Origin of the sequence: Pseudomonas sp. WS 5412 (assembly GCF_012985615.1) — a bacterium.
GTDB classification, from domain to species: Bacteria; Pseudomonadota; Gammaproteobacteria; order Pseudomonadales; family Pseudomonadaceae; genus Aquipseudomonas; species Aquipseudomonas shahriarae.
Genome location: NZ_JAARMB010000001.1, coordinates 355,963 through 375,303 on the forward strand (window position 1 = coordinate 355,963; position 19,341 = coordinate 375,303).

Consider the following 19,341-nt stretch of genomic DNA (forward strand, 5'->3'; position numbering starts at 1 on the left):
ATTGGCGCCTTGCCCAAAATCCCTGTCGTTGTTAGAGTTTGCCGCACTTTTTTACCCACGCGTTGCCTAGGGTCCCTTTCCCATGTTCAAGAAACTGCGTGGCATGTTTTCCAGCGATCTTTCCATCGACCTGGGCACTGCCAACACCCTTATTTACGTGCGCGAGCGCGGTATCGTCCTGAATGAGCCATCGGTTGTGGCCATTCGGACCCATGGTAATCAGAAAAGTGTCGTTGCCGTGGGCACCGAGGCCAAGCGCATGCTCGGCCGTACACCTGGCAACATTGCCGCCATTCGTCCGATGAAAGACGGCGTGATCGCCGACTTCAGTGTCTGCGAGAAGATGCTGCAGTACTTCATCAACAAGGTTCATGAAAACAGTTTCCTGCAGCCCAGCCCTCGTGTGCTGATCTGCGTACCGTGCAAATCCACCCAGGTGGAGCGTCGTGCCATCCGTGAATCGGCCCTTGGTGCCGGTGCCCGCGAAGTGTTCCTGATCGAAGAGCCAATGGCCGCTGCCATCGGTGCCGGCCTGCCGGTTGAAGAAGCGCGCGGTTCGATGGTGGTGGATATCGGTGGCGGTACCACTGAAATCGCCCTGATCTCCCTCAATGGCGTGGTGTATGCCGAATCCGTACGGGTTGGCGGCGACCGCTTCGACGAAGCGATCATCACGTATGTGCGTCGTAACTACGGCAGCCTGATCGGCGAATCCACCGCCGAGCGCATCAAGCAGGAAATCGGCACCGCCTACCCGGGTGGCGAAGTGCGCGAAGTCGATGTTCGCGGTCGCAACCTGGCCGAGGGCGTGCCACGTGCCTTTACCCTGAACTCCAATGAAGTGCTGGAAGCTCTGCAAGAGTCACTGGCCACCATCGTTCAGGCGGTCAAGAGCGCGCTGGAGCAGTCGCCGCCGGAACTGGCTTCCGATATCGCCGAGCGTGGCCTGGTGCTGACCGGTGGTGGCGCCTTGCTGCGTGACCTCGACAAGCTGCTGGCCCAGGAAACCGGCCTGCCGGTGATCGTCGCCGAAGACCCGCTGACCTGCGTTGCCCGTGGCGGTGGTCGTGCACTGGAAATGATGGATAAACACACCATGGACCTGCTCTCCAGCGAATAAGATCGTTGGTTGCGCCATGTTTCACTAACAGGCAGCACTTTGCAGTGCTGCCTGTTGGCGTTTATCTTCTTCAATCTGCATCCAGGCCGGTTTGATGCCGTATGAATAAAGAGAATATCTGCCCGGGAGTAGCGGCCTATTAAACCGCTCTTCACTAAAGGCCCCTCATTGGGCGTGCGCTTGTTGGTGCTGGTCGTGCTATCGGTCGCGCTGATGGTGGTCGATGCCCGCTTCACACTGCTCAAGCCAGTGCGTAGCCAGATGTCGCTGGTATTGATGCAGTCCTACTGGATCACCGACCTGCCGCAACGGCTATGGCAAGGTGTGGCCAGCCAGTTTGGCAGCCGCACAGAACTGGTGGCCGAGAACGAAAAGCTCAAGACCGAAAACCTGCTGCTGCAGGGGCGCATGCAAAAGCTGGCGGCCCTGACCGAGCAGAACGTCCGGCTGCGCGAGTTGCTCAATTCTTCCGCGTTGGTCAACGAAAAGGTCGAAGTGGCCGAGTTGATCGGCATGGACCCCAACCCCTTCACCCATCGCATCATCATCAACAAGGGCGAGCGCGATGGCGTGGTCCTTGGCCAGCCGGTGCTCGATGCCCGTGGCCTGATGGGCCAGGTGGTGGAGTTGATGCCCTATACCTCCCGCGTGCTGCTGCTCACCGACACCACCCACAGCATTCCGGTGCAGGTCAATCGCAATGGCCTGCGGGCGATTGCCAGCGGTACCGGCAACCCGGAACGCCTGGAATTGCGGCATGTGGCCGACACCGCTGACATCAAGGAAGGCGACCTGCTGGTCAGCTCCGGCCTCGGCCAGCGATTCCCGGCGGGCTATCCGGTGGCGACGGTCAAGGAAGTGATCCACGATTCCGGCCAGCCATTCGCGATTGTCCGTGCCGTGCCGACGGCCGCGCTGAACCGTAGCCGCTACCTGTTGCTGGTGTTCAGTGACACGCGCACGCCGGAAGAGCGCGCCAACGAGGCTGCCCAGGCCCAGGAAGCGCAGGACCGGCAGGACGGCACCACCACGCCGATCATCCCGGCCACCGTACCCAAGCCTGCGACACCGGCAGCGCCAGTGGCGACACCGGCTGCACCCGCCGCGCCCGCTTCGGCAACACCTGCCCGGCCGGTCAGGCCTGCGGCGTCCACGCCTGCTGCTGCACCTGCGCCGGCAACCACTCGACAGGGGGCGCAATAATGGCCGGTACACATTCACGCAATGGCTGGATGGTCTGGTTGACCTTCGCCATCGGTATGTTGCTCAGCGTTTCGCCGATGCCGCAATTCATGGAAATCCTGCGCCCGCTGTGGCTGGCCTTGCTGCTGGCCTTCTGGGCCCTGGCCTTGCCGCACAAAGTCGGCATGGTCACCGCGATGTGCCTGGGGCTGGCTGAAGACGTGATGTATGGCACCTTGCTCGGCCAGAACGCCTTGATTCTCACGCTGATCACCTTCCTGGTGCTGTCGCTGCAGCAACGCCTGCGCATGTTTCCGATGTGGCAGCAATGCCTGGTGATCCTGGTGATCTTCGGTCTGGCCCAATTGGTGCAACTGTGGCTTAGCGCCTTGACCGGTAACCGCCAGCCGACCCTCGCGCTGGTCTTGCCGGCGCTGGTCAGCGCGCTATTGTGGCCATGGGTCAGCTTCGGTCTGCGTGGGTTGTGTCGCCGCTATAAAATCAATTGAGTGGGGCGCGAAGCTCTGCCTGGTTATCGAACCCGCAGGGAGAGTTTGCAATGCAATCGCTTTATCTGGCCTCCGGCTCTCCTCGGCGGCGTGAACTGCTGACCCAGATTGGCGTGCCGTTCACCGTGGTCAACGCCGCTATTGATGAAACACCCCTGGGCGACGAGTCGTCTGCGTCCTACGTCGAGCGCCTGGCCCGTGGCAAAGCCGCTGCAGGCCTGGCGACATTAGCCGATACCGCAAATGCCTGCGTGCTAGGGGCCGATACTGCCGTCATCCTGGATGGCCGGATCCTCGGTAAGCCCGTGGACCAGGCCGATGCCCTGGCCATGCTGCTGGCCCTTTCTGATCGTGAGCACGAAGTCCTCACCGCCATTGCGCTGCTTGATGGCCAGCGTTGCGAAACGCGCCTGGTCAGCAGTCGCGTGCGTTTTCGCCAGGTTTCCACACAAGAAGCAACGACTTACTGGCACAGCGGTGAACCCCAGGACAAGGCGGGCGGCTATGCTATCCAAGGGTTGGCGGCGGTATTTGTCGCCGGGCTCAATGGCAGCTACTCGGCAGTCGTTGGCCTGCCGGTCTGCGAAACAGCAGAACTGCTGGGCCATTTCGGCATACCCTGTTGGCAACACCTTTCCGTGCGCTGAACGCTCTACTCCAGCGCCACCTTTAAGCGATCGGCCACTATTGTGAAAACGCCTGAACGAGACCCAGCCATGAGTGAAGAGATTCTGATCAATATCACGCCGATGGAATCGCGCGTGGCGGTGGTAGAAAACGGTGTTTTGCAGGAAGTGCACGTCGAGCGCACCCAGAAGCGCGGGATCGTTGGCAATATCTATAAAGGTAAGGTTGTGCGGGTGTTGCCGGGCATGCAGGCAGCCTTTGTCGATATCGGCCTGGACCGTGCTGCATTTATCCATGCCTCGGAAATCTCCCTGCGCGAAGGCCCTGCGGTCGAGAGCATCAGCGCCCTGGTGCACGAAGGGCAGAGCCTGGTGGTGCAAGTCACCAAAGACCCGATTGGTTCCAAGGGCGCGCGCCTGACCACGCAATTGTCAATTCCTTCGCGTTACCTGGTGTACATGCCGCGCACCGCCCACGTCGGTATTTCCCTGAAAATCGAAGACGAAGGTGAGCGTGAGCGCCTGAAAAAGGTGGTCAGCGATTGCGTGGCGGCCGAAGGTATCAAAGAGGCGGGCGGCTTTATCCTGCGCACCGCCGCCGAAGGTGCCGGTGCCGATGAAATCCTCATGGACATCCGCTACCTGCGGCGCCTGTGGGACCAGATCGCGGCCCAGATCAAGACCGTCGGCGCGCCGAGTGTCATCTACGAAGACCTGGGCCTGGCCCTGCGAACCCTGCGTGATCTGGTCAGCCCGAAGATCGAGAAAATTCGCATCGACTCGCGGGAAACCTTCCAGCGCACCACGCAATTTGTCGCCGAATTGATGCCGGAAATCGCCGATCGCCTGGAACACTACCCCGGCGAACGGCCGATTTTCGACCTGTATGGCGTCGAGGACGAAATCCAGAAGGCCCTGGAGCGCAAGGTGCCGCTCAAGTCCGGTGGCTACCTGGTGGTCGACCCGGCCGAAGCCATGAGCACCATTGACGTCAACACCGGCGCCTTCGTCGGCCATCGCAACCTTGAAGAAACCATCTTCAAGACCAACCTCGAAGCCGCCACCGCCATTGCCCGTCAACTGCGCCTGCGCAATCTGGGCGGGATCATCATCATCGACTTCATCGACATGGAAGATGAAGAACACCAGCGCCAGGTGTTGCGCACCCTTGAAAAGCAGCTGGAGCGCGATCACGCCAAGACCAACATCATCGGGATCACCGAGTTGGGCCTGGTACAGATGACCCGCAAGCGCACCCGCGAAAGCCTTGAGCAAGTGCTGTGCGAGCCGTGCAGCAGTTGCCAGGGCCGCGGCAAGTTGAAGACCCCGGAAACGGTTTGCTACGAGATTTTCCGGGAAATTCTACGAGAGGCACGCGCTTACCAGGCCGAGGGTTATAGAGTCCTGGCCAATCAGAAGGTGGTTGATCGGTTGCTCGACGAAGAGTCGGGCAACGTTGCGGAACTGGAGGGCTTCATTGGCCGTACCATCCGTTTCCAGGTCGAAACCATGTATTCCCAGGAACAATACGACGTGGTGCTGCTCTGATTCGCATCCGTCCTGTTCAACGAGACCGCCAGACCTTGATCTGCCGTCCGACTATTACCTTGAGGGTCGCCTGACATGGAGCGTCTACAACGCTTTTTTGCCGCATTGACCCGTTGGGGCCTTGGCCTGTGTGCATTGCTGTTGGTACTGGCGGCGGTCTACGTCAGCCTGGGCCGTGAATTGACGCCATTGGTGGCGGAGTACCGTGCCGAAGTCGAGGCCAAGGCGCAGGCGGCGGTCGACATGCCCCTGAGCATTGGCAGCCTGGAAGGGCGCTGGAGCGGTTTTGCCCCGGTCTTGCTGGCCCATGACGTGATGGTCGGCGAGGGCAGCAGTGCCTTGCGCCTGGACCAGGTGCAAGTGGTGCCCGATCTCTGGGCCAGCCTGCTGGCGTGGGATGTGCGCATTGCCCACTTGGAAGTCAGCGGGTTGCAGCTCAGTGTCAAGGAGGACCAGGACGGCCGTTGGGCGCTGCAAGGCCTGCCGGTGCAGGACGACCAGCCCCTGGACCCGGAACAACTGCTCACGCGCATGCAAGCGGTGGCGAAGATCTCGCTGCTCGACAGCCAGGTCACTTTGCAACCGTTTGAACAAGCGCCGCTGACCTTGACCTATGTGGGCCTGAGCCTGCAAACCGGTGCCACCCGCCAGCGCCTGGATGCACGCCTGACCTTGCCCGATGGGCAGCCGTTGGCCCTCAGCCTGCGCACGCGGATCCGCGCTAGCCAGTGGCGCGATGGTGAAGTCCAGGCCTACCTGAGCCTGCCCCAGAGCAATTGGGCGCAATGGATTCCGGCGAAGTTGACCCGGGACTGGAAACTCAATGAGCTGAAAGCCGGCGGCGAACTCTGGCTGACCTGGGCCGGCGGAACGCTGCAAAGCGCCGCCGCGCGGCTCAATGCGCCGCAAGTGAAGGTGCGGTATGCCCAGCGCAAACCTGTGAGCATCCACAACCTGGGCCTGACGGCCTACCTGCAACGCAGTGACCGCGGCCTTAAGGTGGTCTTCGACTCGCTGGCCATGAACCTGGGCGACACCCGTTGGGAGTCGCACCTGCAATTGCAGCAAACCCTGGCCACCGACAAGGCCCAGGAAACCTGGAACCTGCAGGCCGATCGCCTGGACCTGACGCCGATCACCCCCTTGCTCAACGCCCTGGCGCCATTGCCCGAGGGTTTTGCCAAGACCGTCGAAGCGTTGAAAGCCACGGGCGTGCTGCGCAATGTCCTGGTGGATTATCGTCCCCAGGAGACGGGCGATCAGCGCGTCAGCTTTGCCGCCAACCTCGAGCGGGTGGGCTTTGATGCGTATTTCGGCGCACCGGCGGCCCGCAATGTCTCCGGCAGTATCAGCGGCGACCTGGGCCAGGGCGAGCTGCGCATGGACAGCAAGGACTTTGCCTTGCACCTGTATCCGATTTTCGCCAAGCCCTGGCAGTACATCCAGGCCAACGCGCGCCTGACGTGGAAGCTGGATAAACAAGGCTTCACGCTGATCGCTCCGTATATCAAGGTGCTGGGGGAAGAGGGCAAGGTCGCGGCGGACTTCCTGATTCGTCTGCATTTCGATCATAGCCAGGAAGACTACATGGACCTGCGGGTCGGCATGGTCGAGGGCGATGGACGCTTTACTCCCAAATACCTGCCGGCCGTGTTGAGCCCGGCCCTGGATGAATGGCTGCGTACGGCCATTCTCAAGGGCGCGGTCGATGAAGGCTTCTTCCAGTATCAAGGCTCGTTGAACCACGATGCGGTGACGGCGGCGCGCAATATCAGCCTGTTCTTCAAGGTGCATGACGCCGAGCTGGCGTTCCAGCCTGGCTGGCCCCATGTGAGCAAGGTGACCGGTGAAGTGTTTGTCGAAGAAACCGGTGTGCGCATCCTGGCCAGCAAGGGGCAATTGCTCGACACCAAGGTCAAGGATATCTACGTCAACATTCCCCATGCGCTTCCTGGCCATGACAGTCATCTGTTGCTGACGGGCGGGTTTGCAGGTGGGCTGGGTGATGGCCTGAAGATCCTGCAGGAAGCCCCCATCGGCACGGCGTCGACGTTTGCCGGCTGGAAAGGCGAGGGCGACCTGCAAGGTTCACTCGACCTGGACATCCCCCTGGCCAAAGGCACCGAGCCGAAAATCGTGGTGGACTTCAAGACTGACAAGGCGCACCTGCAACTGGCCGAGCCTACCCTGGACCTGAATCAGCTCAAGGGCGAATTCCGCTTCGACAGCACCAAGGGGCTGAGTGGCCAGAACATCAGTGCCCAGGCCTTTGACCGGCCGATCACGGCGCAGATTGCTGCTGGTGGCAAGCCGGGCAATCTCAGCACGCGGATCACCGCCAAGGGCCAGGTGACGGTCAAGCGCCTCACCGACTGGCTGAAAGTCGGCCAGCCGCTGCCGGTGTCCGGGGATATCCCGTATCAACTGCAACTGGACCTGGACGGTGCCGACAGCCAGTTGCGGGTCAGTTCCAACCTCAAGGGCGTGGCGGTGGATTTGCCTGCGCCGTTTGGCATGTCCGCCAGTCAGGGCCGCGACAGTGTGTTCCGCATGACCTTGCAGGGCGCAGAGCGACGCTACTGGTTTGATTACGGCGAGCTGGCGAACTTTACTTTTGCAGCCCCGGCGAACAACTTTGCCCAGGGCCGTGGCGAACTGTTCCTCGGGGATGGCGATGCCTTGCTGCCCGGTGGCAAGGGCCTGCGGATTCGCGGGGTGCTGTCGGAGCTGGATATAGATCCGTGGAAGAAACTGGTGGACCGCTACGCCGGCAATGATCCGGGTGGCAATGCCAAGCAGCTGTTGAGCAGTGCCGATTTCAAGATCGGCAAGCTGACAGGCTTTGGTACTCAATTCGACCAGGTCAGCCTGCAACTGGAGCGCAAGCCCGCCGCCTGGGGCCTGCAGCTCGACAGCCAGCAAGCCAAGGGGACTGTTGGCCTGCCGGATGCCAAGGGCGCGCCTATCGCCATCAATCTGCAATACGTGAAGCTGCCGGCGGTTGACCCTACGGTACAGGCTGACGAGAGCGCACCTGATCCCCTGGCGAACATTGATCCCAAGGACATTCCGGCGCTGGATATTTCCATTGGCCAGTTGTTGCAGGGGCCCGACTTGATCGGCGCCTGGTCCTTGAAGGTGCGCCCGACGGCCAAGGGCATGGCTTTCAACAACCTCGACCTGGGCCTCAAGGGCATGCGGCTCAAGGGGGCCGGTGGGTGGGAAGGCGCGCCGGGCGCCAGCAGCAGTTGGTACAAGGGGCGCCTGGACGGCAAGAATATCGCCGATGTGCTCAAAGGCTGGGGCTTCGCGCCCACCGTGACCAGCCAGGACTTCCATCTGGACGTTGACGGGCGCTGGCCGGGTTCGCCTGCGTGGGTTGGGCCCAAGCGGTTTTCCGGGAGCCTGGATGCATCGTTCCGCAAGGGCCAGTTTGTCGAGGTCGAGGGCGGTGCCCAGGCGTTGCGGGTGTTTGGCCTGCTGAACTTCAACTCGATTGGCCGGCGTTTGCGCCTGGACTTCTCGGACTTGCTCGGCAAGGGCCTGAGCTACGACCGGGTCAAGGGCCTGCTGGCCGCCAGCAATGGAGTGTTTGTGACCCGTGAGCCGATTGTTCTCACCGGGCCGTCGAGCAACCTGGAGCTTAACGGCACCCTGGACCTGGTGGCTGACCGTGTCGATGCCAAGTTGCTGGTGACCCTGCCGGTGACCAACAACCTGCCGATTGCCGCGTTGATCGTTGGGGCGCCGGCCATTGGCGGCGCACTGTTCCTGATCGACAAACTGATTGGCGATCGGGTCTCGCGTTTCGCCAGCGTCCAGTACAAGGTGGAAGGGCCATGGAAAGATCCAAAAATCACCTTCGACAAGCCATTTGAAAAACCGCAGTAAGCCCCTGTGGAGTAGCATGGCCCCATGCTTTTTATGGAGTGTCGGCCCATGTCCTTTGCGGTAATCCAGATGGTCAGCCAGAGCGATGTTCTGGCCAACCTGGCCCAGGCCCGGCGGTTGCTGGAGCAGGCGGCGGCAAGGGGCGCGCAACTGGCGGTGCTGCCGGAAAACTTCGCCGCCATGGGCCGCCGTGACGTGGCCGCTATCGGCCACGCCGAAGCGGTGGGCGAGGGGCCGATCCTGCCGTGGTTGAAACTGGCCGCCCGTGACCTCAACTTATGGATAGTGGCCGGTACCTTGCCGTTGCCCCCGCTCGGGCAGCCCGACGCCAAGTCCAACGCGTGCTCGCTGTTGATCGACGCGCAGGGACAGATTGTGGCGCGCTACGACAAGCTGCATCTGTTCGACGTGGACGTGGCGGATGCGCGCGGTCGTTATCGCGAATCTGACGACTATGCTTACGGTAACCAGGTAGTGGTGGCCGATACGCCGGTTGGACGCCTGGGGCTGACGGTCTGTTATGACCTGCGCTTCCCCGAGCTGTACAGCGAATTGCGTGCGGCGGGCGCCGAGTTGATTACTGCGCCTTCGGCCTTTACGGCGGTAACGGGGGCTGCGCACTGGGATGTGCTGATCCGGGCCCGAGCCATAGAAACCCAGTGCTATCTGCTGGCGGCCGCCCAGGGCGGGGTGCATCCGGGGCCACGGGAAACATTCGGCCATGGGGCAATTATCGACCCATGGGGGCGCGTACTGGCGCAACAAGATCAAGGCGAAGCGGTGTTGTTGGCCGAACGCGATAGCAGCGAACAAGCGTCGATACGGGCGCGCATGCCGGTGGCAGGCCACCGGCGCTTTTTCTCGCAGGGCGCACAGCGACCTGCTTCAGAACGATGAATTTAAGGCCGAACCTATGAGCGAGTTGTTGTCCTCAGTCAGTGAACACCTCCTGGCGCCCGGTGGCGTGACCATCGAAAGTCTGCAAACCGTACTGGGTGACCTGGCCGGGCCGGGTATTGATGCTGCAGACCTGTATTTCCAGGGGCAGATTTCCGAGTCATGGTCCCTGGAAGACGGGATCGTCAAGGACGGCAGCTTCAACCTTGACCAAGGGGTTGGGGTGCGCGCGCAGTCCGGTGAGAAGACCGGCTTTGCCTATAGCAATGCCATCACCCTCGAAGCCTTGGGCCTGGCGGCCCGCGCGGCGCGTTCGATTTCCCGCGCTGGGCAGAACGGCACCGTGCAGGCGTTCAGTACCCAGGACGTGGCCCAGTTGTACGGCCCGGATAATCCACTGGAAGTAATGACCCGTGCCGAAAAGGTCGAGTTGCTCAAGCGTGTGGATGCTGCAACCCGGGCCCTCGACCCGCGTATCCAGCAAGTGAGCGTGAGCATGGCCGGGGTCTGGGAGCGCATCCTGGTGGCGTCCACCGATGGCAGCCTGGCGGCGGATGTGCGCCCGCTGGTGCGCTTTAATGTCAGTGTGATCGTCGAGCAGAACGGGCGTCGCGAGCGCGGCGGCCACGGTGGCGGTGGGCGTACGGATTATCGCTATTTCCTCACCGACGACCGCGCCATGGGCTACGCCCGCGAGGCGTTGCGCCAGGCGCTGGTCAACCTGGAAGCCATTCCGGCGCCAGCGGGTACGCTGCCGGTGGTCCTGGGTTCGGGCTGGTCCGGGGTTTTGCTGCATGAAGCGGTGGGGCATGGCCTGGAAGGTGACTTCAACCGCAAGGGCAGCTCCGCCTACAGCGGGCGCATGGGCGAAATGGTCGCCTCCAAGCTCTGCACCATTGTCGACGACGGCACATTGGCCGGTCGCCGTGGTTCCCTGAGCGTCGACGACGAAGGTACGCCGACCGAGTGCACCACGTTGATCGAAAATGGCGTGCTCAAGGGCTATATGCAAGACAAGCTCAACGCGCGCCTGATGGGCGTGGCGCGTACCGGCAACGGCCGTCGCGAGTCCTACGCGCATTTGCCGATGCCGCGCATGACCAACACCTACATGCTCGCTGGCGAAAGCGACCCGGCAGAGATCATTGCCTCGGTGAAGCGTGGGATCTATTGCGCCAATCTTGGTGGCGGCCAGGTGGATATCACCAGCGGCAAGTTCGTGTTCTCTACCAGCGAAGCCTATCTGATCGAAGACGGCAAGATCACCGCGCCGGTCAAGGGTGCAACCCTGATTGGCAACGGCCCGGAAGCCATGAGCAAGGTGTCGATGGTCGGTAACGACCTGGCGCTGGACAGCGGTGTGGGGATGTGTGGCAAGGATGGGCAGTCGGTGCCGGTGGGTGTCGGCCAGCCAACCCTGAAAATTGATGCGATCACCGTGGGTGGCACGGGGTCGTAAGGCGTGGAGCTTCGGGTGGCGATGACCGCCACCCGGGGAAGAGGATCAGCGCAGGCCGCGTTGAGTCTCGTCCAGCTCACGGATGTACTTGAAGATTTTACGGCTGGTGGCCGGCGCCTTGTTCTGTGCCAGTTCGTGCTGGGCCTGACGGATCAGGGAGCGCAGTTGCTGGCGGTCGGCGTCCGGATAGTCCAGGACGAACTTCTCCAATACAGCGTCGTCACCGCCGATCAGGCGGTCACGCCAACGTTCCAGGTTATGGAAACGTTCGTTGTATTGGCGGGTGGAAGCATCGAGTTGATCGAGCAAAGTCAGAATGGCGTCAGTGTCCTGGTCGCGCATCAGCTTGCCGATAAACATGATGTGCCGTTTACGCGCGATATTCGCGGTGTGCTTGGGTGCATCCGCCAAGGCCCGGCGCATTTCGTCGGTCAGTGGCAGTTTGGCAATCAAGTCCGGCTTGAGTGTTGTAAGGCGCTCGCCGAGATCAACCAGAGCATGCAGCTCGCGTTTGACCTGGGTTTTGCTTTTCTCCCCATCGAGGGAGTCGTCGTAAGAATCAACCATGGTGGCAGTCCGCAAAGAAACGCCGCCATGATAACCAGTCGGGGGCCGCTTGTCCGGCCCGGTCGCTCGATGGCCTTAACCGAAAGCAGAATTTGAGTGGAGAGAACCATGAGTGCAGCCCAAAGCGTCGGTCCACAAGCGTTACCGGCACTGCAGGAACAAGTTGAGCAGATCATCGCCGAGGCCAAGCGCCAGGGCGCCAGTGCCTGTGAAGTGGCGGTGTCGCTGGAGCAGGGCCTGTCGACTTCGGTACGCCAGCGGGAAGTGGAAACCGTTGAGTTCAACCGCGACCAGGGTTTTGGCATCACCTTGTATGTGGGGCAGCGCAAAGGCTCGGCCAGCACTTCGGCCAGCGGCCCGGAAGCGATTCGCGAGACGGTTGCCGCCGCACTGGCGATTGCCAGGCACACCTCCGAAGACGAGGCCTCGGGTTTGGCGGATGCGGCCTTGATGGCGCGGGATCTCAAGGATTTCGACCTGTTTCACGCCTGGGATATCACTCCCGAGCAGGCCATCGAAAAGGCCCTGGCCTGCGAAGCCGCGGCGTTTGATGCCGACAGCCGGATCAAGAATGCCGATGGCACCACCCTGAGCACCCACCAGGGTTGCCGGGTGTATGGCAACAGCCACGGGTTTATCGGCGGCTATGCGTCGACGCGCCATAGCTTGAGCTGCGTGATGATCGCCGAGGCCGATGGCCAGATGCAGCGTGACTACTGGTATGACGTGAGTCGCCAGGGTGAGCTGTTGGCGGACCCGGTGAGCATCGGCCAGCGCGCCGCGCAACGGGCGGCGAGCCGCCTGGGTGCGCGCCCGGTGCCGACGTGCGAAGTGCCGGTGTTGTTTTCGGCGGAACTGGCGGGTGGTCTGTTCGGCAGCTTTCTCGGGGCGATTTCCGGGGGTAATCTGTACCGCAAATCGTCGTTCCTTGAAGGCGCGCTGGGGCAGAAGCTGTTTCCTGAGTGGCTGACCCTGGACGAACGCCCGCACCTGATGCGCGCCATGGGCAGCTCGGCCTTTGATGGCGACGGCCTGGCAACCTACGCCAAGCCGTTTGTCGAGAACGGTGAGCTGGTGTCCTACGTGCTTGGCACCTACGCCGGGCGCAAGCTCGGTCTGCCGAGTACCGCCAACTCCGGTGGGGTTCACAACCTGTTCGTGACCCATGGTGACGAAGACCAGGCGGCGCTCCTGCGGCGCATGGGCCGTGGTTTGCTGGTGACCGAGCTGATGGGGCATGGCTTGAACATGGTGACGGGCGATTATTCCCGAGGCGCGGCGGGGTTCTGGGTGGAGAATGGCGAAATCCAGTTCGCGGTCCAGGAAGTGACCATCGCCGGCAATATGCGCGACATGTTCAAGCAGATCGTCGCCGTGGGTAACGATCTGGAATTGCGCAGCAATATTCGCACCGGCTCGGTGCTGATCGAACGCATGACCGTCGCCGGCAGCTAAGCCGCAACCCGTTACACAACAGCGCCACCCCCAGGGTGGCGCTTTTTTTTGCCTGGAATATCACAAGGCCGACAAAGGTATCGGTTCAATAGCTTGTTTTGATTCTCAATATCATTTAATAATAAATATCATTATCGAGTGAGCATGGGTCATGAGTTCTGTCCTGCACGAGGATCCCTACCTGGAAAGCTGGCGCTGGATGAGTCGTCAGATTCGCTGCGGGCTCAACCCTGACGAGCCGCGCCTGATCGAACACTACCTCAGCGAAGGCCGCTATCTGGCCTGTTGCACGGCCACGCACCCGTGGACCATCGCCGAAACCTCGTTCCGCCTGCTGCTCGACACTGCCACCGATATCGCCTTGCCCTGGCATTGGCGCTCCACATGCCTGGACCAGGCCTGGCGCCCGCTGCGCGACCTGGAAAACCTGTCTCACTGTGCCTGCCGCCTCAAGCGCTGGCAGACCTTTGCCTGGCAATTGGCGACTTGCGAACTGCAACCTTCGATTTCTCACTCCGACTTGGTGCAAGGATCTTCCGATGAGTAACACCCGTATCGAACGCGACAGCATGGGCGAACTACAGGTACCGGCCGACGCGTTGTATGGCGCGCAAACCCAGCGTGCGGTGGATAACTTCCCGATCAGCCGCCAGCGCATGCCGACCCAGTTCATCCGCGCCCTGATCCTGGCCAAGGCCGCCGCCGCCAAGGCCAACGTCGATCTCAAGCAGATCAGCGCAAGCCAGGGCAAAGCCATCGTCGACGCCGCCCAAGGCTTGCTGGAAGGCGACTTCATGCAGCACTTCCCGGTGGATATTTTCCAGACCGGCTCCGGCACCAGCTCCAACATGAACGCCAACGAAGTGATTGCGACCCTGGCCAGCCGCCTGCTGGGCGAGCCGGTCAACCCCAATGACCACGTCAATTGCGGGCAAAGCAGCAACGACATCATCCCGACCACCATTCACGTCAGCGCCGCGCTGGTGCTGCATGAACAGACGTTGCCGGCGTTGCTGCATCTGGTTGCGGTGATCGAGCGCAAGGCGGTGGAAGTTCATCCGTTCATCAAGACCGGGCGTACTCACCTGATGGACGCCATGCCGGTGCGCATGAGCCAGGTGCTTGAAGGATGGGCGCAGCAACTCAAGGCCAATATCGCGCACTTGCAGGGCTTGCTGCCAAGCCTGCAGGCCCTGGCTCAGGGCGGTACGGCCGTTGGCACTGGGATCAACGCGCATCCTGAGTTTGCTGCGCGTTTCAGTCAGCAGTTGAGCAGCCTGACCCAGGTGCAGTTCACTCCGGGCAAGAACCTGTTTGCTCTGATCGGCTCCCAGGACACCGCCGTTGCCGTCTCCGGCCAACTCAAAGCGATTGCCGTGTCGCTGATGAAAATCGCCAACGACTTGCGCTGGATGAACTCCGGCCCCCTTGCCGGTCTCGGTGAAATCGAACTCGAAGGCCTGCAGCCGGGCTCGTCGATCATGCCGGGCAAGGTCAACCCGGTGATTCCAGAGGCTACGGCCATGGTCGCGGCCCAGGTGATCGGCAATGACAGCGTGATCACCATCGCCGGTCAGTCCGGCAACTTCGAACTCAACGTGATGCTGCCGATCATCGCCCAGAACCTGCTCAGCAGCCTGGAACTGTTGGCCAACTCCAGCCGTCTGCTGGCAGACAAGGCCATCGCCAGCTTCAAGGTCAACGAACCCAAGCTCAAGGAAGCGCTGTCGCGTAACCCGATCCTGGTTACCGCACTCAACCCGATCATTGGTTACCAAAAGGCCGCTGAAATCGCCAAGAAAGCCTATCAACAAGGCCGGCCGGTGATTGATGTGGCGCTTGAGCACACCGACTTGCCCCGCAGCCAACTGGAAATCCTCCTGGATCCGGAAAAGCTCACGGCGGGTGGCGTGTAATCACCGACCCTGCTTTGGAGGCTCACCATGGAGCATTGGAAACGCACGATCGAACGGGCCAATCACTGCTTTATGCAGGGCGAACTGGTGGATGCCCGCGAGCATTACCTGCAAGCCCTGGCCCTGGCCCAAGTGTTGTTCGAGCGCTGGGGTGATGCCGACGAAGCCGTAGCCGCTTGCGTCATTTCCCATCACAACCTGGCGGACCTGCACCTGCGCCTGAACCAGCCGGAAGAAAGCGCGGAATACCTCTGCGCCATTCACCAGCGCTTGCTGCAGACCATGCAGGACACCCGGCTGCCTCAGCCTCTGCGCGAGGCGGCCTTGCGCCAGAGCAGCAAGACCTACGTCGAACTGTTGAATTTCATCAGCGATCACGGTGAATACCCCCGTACCCATCGCTTGCTAGGCAGCCATACGGCGTCGACGGATGCGCCGACCCGCAACAGCCCTTTTTATGGAGCACATTGATATGTCCTACACCCTGCCTGCCTTGCCTTACGCCTACGATGCCCTGGAGCCGCATATTGATGCGCAAACCATGGAAATCCACTACACCAAGCACCACCAGACCTACATCAATAACCTCAATGCGGCGGTCGAAGGTACTGAGTTTGCTGGCTGGCCCATCGAGAAACTGGTCTCCAGCGTCCAGCAACTGCCGGAAAAGCTGCGCGCAGCGGTGATTAACCAGGGGGGCGGGCATGCCAACCACTCATTGTTCTGGGCAGTCATGTCGCCCAAGGGCGGCGGCAAGCCCGAAGGTGCCCTGGGCCAGGCGATTGATGAGCAGCTGGGTGGCTTTGACGCCTTCAAGGAGGCCTTTACCAAAGCTGCGCTGACCCGCTTCGGCAGTGGCTGGGCCTGGTTGAGCGTGACCCCGCAAAAGACCCTGGTAGTCGAGAGCAGTGGCAACCAGGACAGCCCGTTGATGAATGGCAATACGCCGATCCTCGGTCTGGACGTGTGGGAACACGCCTACTACCTGCTTTATCAGAACCGCCGTCCTGAATACATCAACGCCTTCTACAGTGTTATCAACTGGCCGGAAGTCGCTGAGCGCTACCAGGCGGCCCTCGCTTAATGACCTTTCATAACAAGACTTAAGGCCGACTATGGGCACTGAAACACTGGCGATCAGCAGCGTACGAATGTTTCGTTATGCGTTTGGCTCGCTGCTGCTGTTGGCGGGAACGGCATTGCTGGTGGCCCACGGGCTGGCCTGGCTGAACCTGGAGCCGCGGATCCTGCGCGCACTGCAAGGTGGCGCAATCTGCGCCCTGGGTACGGCGTTGGGTGCGGTGCCGGTGCTGGTGATCCGGCGGATGCCGTTGGCGGTCAGCGATACGTTGCTGGGCTTCGGTGCTGGAGTGATGCTGGCGGCGACCGCGTTTTCGCTGGTCGTGCCAGGGATTGCCGCCGCCGAAAACCTGGGGCTCACTCCCTGGGCGTCCAGCGGCCTGGTCAGCTTCGGCATCATGCTCGGTGCCTTCGGCCTGTTTCTGGTGGACCGCAAGGTCTCCGGTGCCAGCCCGGAGATGCTGGTCGGTACGCCCGATAAACCGGTAATCCCGCCGCGTATCTGGCTGTTTGTGTTCGCGATCATTGCCCACAATATTCCCGAAGGCATGGCGGTAGGCGTTTCGGCGGGTGGCGGTATGCCCGATGCCGACAGCCTGGCCATGGGCATCGCCTTACAGGATGTGCCGGAAGGCCTGGTGATTGCGCTGGTGCTGGCTGGGGCGGGGATGTCGCGGGTCAAGGCATTCCTGATTGGGGCGGCATCCGGCCTGGTAGAGCCGGTGTTTGCCGTGCTCTGCGCCTGGCTGGTCAGTCTGGCCGAGATGCTGCTGCCTCTGGGTTTGGCCCTTGCGGCCGGGGCGATGTTATTGGTGGTGACTCACGAAGTAATCCCCGAGTCGCGACGCAATGGCCATGACAAACTTGCCAGCCTGGGGTTGTGCATCGGGTTTTGCCTGATGATGGCCATGGATACAGCGCTGGGCTGATGCCTAACGCAAAAAGCAATGTGGCAGCTGGCTAGTGTGGGAGCTGGCTTGCTTGCGATGCAGACACCTCGGCATAAAAAATGTGGGAGCGGGCTTGCCCGCGATAGCGGTGTATCAGTCAAGTATGTATCGACTGACTCCCAGCTATCGCGGGCAAGCCCACTCCCACATTGATTTGTGCTGCATTCAGGAAAGAAGGGCTATTCGCCTTCATCGAAGTAGTTGTTGATCAACTTCACCAGCGCATCCAGCGCTTCCTGTTCCTGCTCACCCTCGGTCTTCAGATGAATCGTCGTGCCCTTGCCTGCGGCGAGCATCATCATGGCCATGATGCTTTTGCCATCGACCATGGATTCTGGCGTACGCCCGGCACGCACCTGGCAAGGAAACTGGCCCGCAACTCCGACGAACTTGGCCGACGCGCGGGCATGCAAGCCCAGTTTGTTGATGATTTCAATTTCCAGAGCGGGCATCGCGAAGGTGTTCCTTTCAGCTGAGGTCGCGGTGGCGAACCTGGACATTCTTGAGGGTTTGCTGCAAGACCTGGCCCAGGCGCTCGGTCAGGTAGACGGAGCGGTGATGCCCGCCAGTGCAGCCGATAGCGATGGTGACATAGGCCCGGTTGCTGGCGGCAAAGCGCGGTAGCCACTTGAGCAGGTAGCTGGAGATATCCTGGAACATCTCCTCGACATCCGGTTGCGCCGCCAGGTAATCGGCAACCGGTTGGTCCAGCCCGGACTGATCGCGCAGCTCCGGCTTCCAGTAAGGATTGGGCAGACAACGCACGTCAAATACGAGGTCGGCGTCTACCGGCATGCCCCGCTTGAAGCCAAAGGACTCAACAAGGAACGCGGTGCCGGGTTCCGGCTGGTTCAGCAGGCGCAGCTTGATGGCGTCACGCAGTTGGTAAAGGTTCAGGCTGGTGGTGTTGATCTTGAGGTCGGCCAGGTCAATGATCGGCCCCAGCAGCTTGGTCTCGTCCTCGATGGCTTCGGCCAACGAGCGGTGCGGGCTGCTCAGCGGGTGGCGGCGACGGGTTTCCGAAAAGCGCTTGAGCAGCGTTTCTTCGTCGGCATCCAGGTACAGCACGTCGCAATGGATATGCTTGGCGCGTACCTCTTCGAGCAATTCCGGGAAGCGCGTGAGGTGGCTGGGCAGGTTGCGTGCGTCAATGGACACCGCCACCAGCGGTTGTGCCAGCTCGGTATGGATCAAGGCGCGTTCTGCCAGCTCGGGCAGCAGGCCGGCCGGCAAGTTGTCGATGCAATAGAAGCCGCTGTCCTCAAGTACGTTGAGGGCTGTACTTTTACCTGAGCCGGAACGCCCGCTGACGATGATCAAACGCATGATTACTGCCCGCTTTGCTCATCCAGGACAACCTGATACAGCGCTTCATTGGTGCTGGCGCTACGCAGTTTCTTACGTACTTCTTCACGATCGAGCATGCTGGCGATCTGCCGGAGCAGCTCCAGATGCGCATCGGTGGCCGCTTCCGGGACCAGCAGGACGAACAGCAGGTCAACCGGGGCGCCGTCGATGGCGTCGAAATCAGTGGGGGCGTCCAGGTGCAACAGGGCGCTCACCGGTGTTTCACAGCCTTTTAGGCGGCAATGAGGAATAGCGATGCCGTTGCCAAAACCGGTCGAACCGAGTTTTTCACGGGCAATCAGAGCCTCGTATACATCTTGCATCACCAGCTCAGGCACTTCGCGGCTGATCAGGTTGGCAATCTGTTCGAGGGCTTTCTTTTTACTGCCACCCGGCGCGTTCACGAGTGAACGGCCGGGGGTCAGGATGGTTTCAAGTCGAATCATGGGTGGGGAGTGTTAGCGGCCTGTGCCTTGAAGAAGGCTCTGCTGCTTTTCCTTATGCTTTTTGATTTGGCGATCCAGCTTGTCGGTCAGGTCGTCAATGGCGGCATACATGTCTGAATGCTCTGCATTGGCGACTACTTCCCCGCCGGGTATACGCAAGGTGGCTTCGATTTTCTGCTTCAGCTTTTCGACAGACATGATGACTTGCACATTGGTGATCTTGTCGAAATGCCCCTCAATTCGTTTGAGTTTCTCGCTGATGTAGGCGCGCAGCGGTTCGGTCACTTCCAGTTGGTGTCCACTGATGTTGACTTGCATACAGCTTCTCCTTCGTTGCCAGTGCATAAA

General features: G+C 61.2%; 19 protein-coding genes. 14 read left to right on the forward strand and 5 right to left on the reverse strand.

The genetic code is table 11. The features are described from left to right. Nucleotides 1–82 precede the first annotated feature (82 nt). The 8 genes from mreB (at nucleotide 83) to tldD (ending at nucleotide 11,232) form a co-directional block, all read left to right on the forward strand. On the forward strand, nucleotides 83–1,120 hold the full coding sequence (gene mreB, locus HBR94_RS01745; RefSeq protein ID WP_002555108.1) for a rod shape-determining protein MreB: 1,038 nt from the start codon (nucleotides 83–85) through the stop codon (nucleotides 1,118–1,120). A gap of 138 nt (nucleotides 1,121–1,258) precedes the next feature. Further along, entirely contained in the window at nucleotides 1,259–2,323 is a 1,065-nt protein-coding gene (gene mreC / locus HBR94_RS01750; RefSeq protein ID WP_115128997.1) for a rod shape-determining protein MreC, read from the forward strand. After that, nucleotides 2,323–2,811 (forward strand): rod shape-determining protein MreD, encoded by a 489-nt coding sequence (mreD, locus tag HBR94_RS01755; protein ID WP_057438103.1) that lies wholly within the window; start codon nucleotides 2,323–2,325, stop codon nucleotides 2,809–2,811. The genes mreC and mreD overlap by 1 nt, the downstream gene beginning before the upstream one ends. A gap of 50 nt (nucleotides 2,812–2,861) precedes the next feature. After that, on the forward strand, nucleotides 2,862–3,458 hold the full coding sequence (locus HBR94_RS01760) for a nucleoside triphosphate pyrophosphatase (protein ID WP_170044051.1): 597 nt from the start codon (nucleotides 2,862–2,864) through the stop codon (nucleotides 3,456–3,458). 69 nt (nucleotides 3,459–3,527) lie between these two features. Continuing rightward, a complete protein-coding gene (rng, locus tag HBR94_RS01765) occupies nucleotides 3,528–4,985 on the forward strand; it encodes a ribonuclease G (protein ID WP_115128995.1) in 1,458 nt (485 codons plus the stop codon). 75 nt (nucleotides 4,986–5,060) lie between these two features. After that, the gene (locus HBR94_RS01770; RefSeq protein WP_170044052.1) at nucleotides 5,061–8,876 is read left to right on the forward strand and encodes a YhdP family protein; all 3,816 of its coding nucleotides are present in this window, start codon (nucleotides 5,061–5,063) and stop codon (nucleotides 8,874–8,876) included. Nucleotides 8,877–8,924: 48 nt separating this feature from the next. After that, the gene (locus HBR94_RS01775) at nucleotides 8,925–9,773 is read left to right on the forward strand and encodes a carbon-nitrogen hydrolase family protein (protein WP_115128993.1); all 849 of its coding nucleotides are present in this window, start codon (nucleotides 8,925–8,927) and stop codon (nucleotides 9,771–9,773) included. 16 nt (nucleotides 9,774–9,789) lie between these two features. After that, nucleotides 9,790–11,232, forward strand: a complete 1,443-nt coding sequence (tldD, locus tag HBR94_RS01780; RefSeq protein ID WP_057438378.1) for a metalloprotease TldD — start codon at nucleotides 9,790–9,792, stop codon at nucleotides 11,230–11,232. Between the two features lie 45 nt (nucleotides 11,233–11,277). Here tldD and yjgA read toward each other — a convergent pair whose 3' ends face one another. Next, nucleotides 11,278–11,799, reverse strand: a complete 522-nt coding sequence (yjgA, locus tag HBR94_RS01785; RefSeq protein WP_029291815.1) for a ribosome biogenesis factor YjgA — start codon at nucleotides 11,797–11,799, stop codon at nucleotides 11,278–11,280. 108 nt (nucleotides 11,800–11,907) lie between these two features. Between yjgA and pmbA the strand changes: the two genes are divergently transcribed. The 6 genes from pmbA to HBR94_RS01815 all read left to right on the forward strand — a co-directional run bounded on the left by pmbA (nucleotide 11,908) and on the right by HBR94_RS01815 (nucleotide 17,179). Then, the gene (gene pmbA, locus HBR94_RS01790) at nucleotides 11,908–13,254 is read left to right on the forward strand and encodes a metalloprotease PmbA (protein WP_170044053.1); all 1,347 of its coding nucleotides are present in this window, start codon (nucleotides 11,908–11,910) and stop codon (nucleotides 13,252–13,254) included. 151 nt (nucleotides 13,255–13,405) lie between these two features. Further along, on the forward strand, nucleotides 13,406–13,801 hold the full coding sequence (locus HBR94_RS01795; protein ID WP_057438105.1) for a hypothetical protein: 396 nt from the start codon (nucleotides 13,406–13,408) through the stop codon (nucleotides 13,799–13,801). Next, on the forward strand, nucleotides 13,794–15,170 hold the full coding sequence (locus HBR94_RS01800) for a class II fumarate hydratase (RefSeq protein ID WP_120734140.1): 1,377 nt from the start codon (nucleotides 13,794–13,796) through the stop codon (nucleotides 15,168–15,170). The genes HBR94_RS01795 and HBR94_RS01800 overlap by 8 nt, the downstream gene beginning before the upstream one ends. Before the next feature lie 27 nt (nucleotides 15,171–15,197). After that, complete coding sequence (locus HBR94_RS01805) at nucleotides 15,198–15,641, forward strand: hypothetical protein (RefSeq protein ID WP_057958459.1); 444 nt, start codon at nucleotides 15,198–15,200, stop codon at nucleotides 15,639–15,641. Nucleotide 15,642: 1 nt separating this feature from the next. After that, on the forward strand, nucleotides 15,643–16,254 hold the full coding sequence (locus HBR94_RS01810) for a superoxide dismutase (protein ID WP_057958460.1): 612 nt from the start codon (nucleotides 15,643–15,645) through the stop codon (nucleotides 16,252–16,254). Between the two features lie 31 nt (nucleotides 16,255–16,285). Further along, the gene (locus HBR94_RS01815; RefSeq protein ID WP_115128989.1) at nucleotides 16,286–17,179 is read left to right on the forward strand and encodes a ZIP family metal transporter; all 894 of its coding nucleotides are present in this window, start codon (nucleotides 16,286–16,288) and stop codon (nucleotides 17,177–17,179) included. 200 nt (nucleotides 17,180–17,379) lie between these two features. On the opposite strand, the gene HBR94_RS01820 is transcribed toward HBR94_RS01815, so the two are convergent. Genes HBR94_RS01820 through raiA form a run of 4 tightly spaced genes read right to left on the reverse strand, consistent with a single transcriptional unit; the run spans nucleotide 17,380 to nucleotide 19,311 of the window. Continuing rightward, nucleotides 17,380–17,652, reverse strand: coding sequence for an HPr family phosphocarrier protein (locus HBR94_RS01820; protein ID WP_057438107.1), 273 nt, complete (start codon nucleotides 17,650–17,652; stop codon nucleotides 17,380–17,382). 16 nt (nucleotides 17,653–17,668) lie between these two features. Next, nucleotides 17,669–18,526 (reverse strand): RNase adapter RapZ, encoded by an 858-nt coding sequence (rapZ, locus tag HBR94_RS01825; protein ID WP_057438109.1) that lies wholly within the window; start codon nucleotides 18,524–18,526, stop codon nucleotides 17,669–17,671. A 2-nt stretch (nucleotides 18,527–18,528) separates the two neighbouring features. Beyond that, nucleotides 18,529–18,993, reverse strand: a complete 465-nt coding sequence (gene ptsN, locus HBR94_RS01830; RefSeq protein ID WP_029291796.1) for a PTS IIA-like nitrogen regulatory protein PtsN — start codon at nucleotides 18,991–18,993, stop codon at nucleotides 18,529–18,531. 12 nt (nucleotides 18,994–19,005) lie between these two features. Then, entirely contained in the window at nucleotides 19,006–19,311 is a 306-nt protein-coding gene (raiA, locus tag HBR94_RS01835; RefSeq protein ID WP_032860085.1) for a ribosome-associated translation inhibitor RaiA, read from the reverse strand. Nucleotides 19,312–19,341 lie beyond the last annotated feature (30 nt).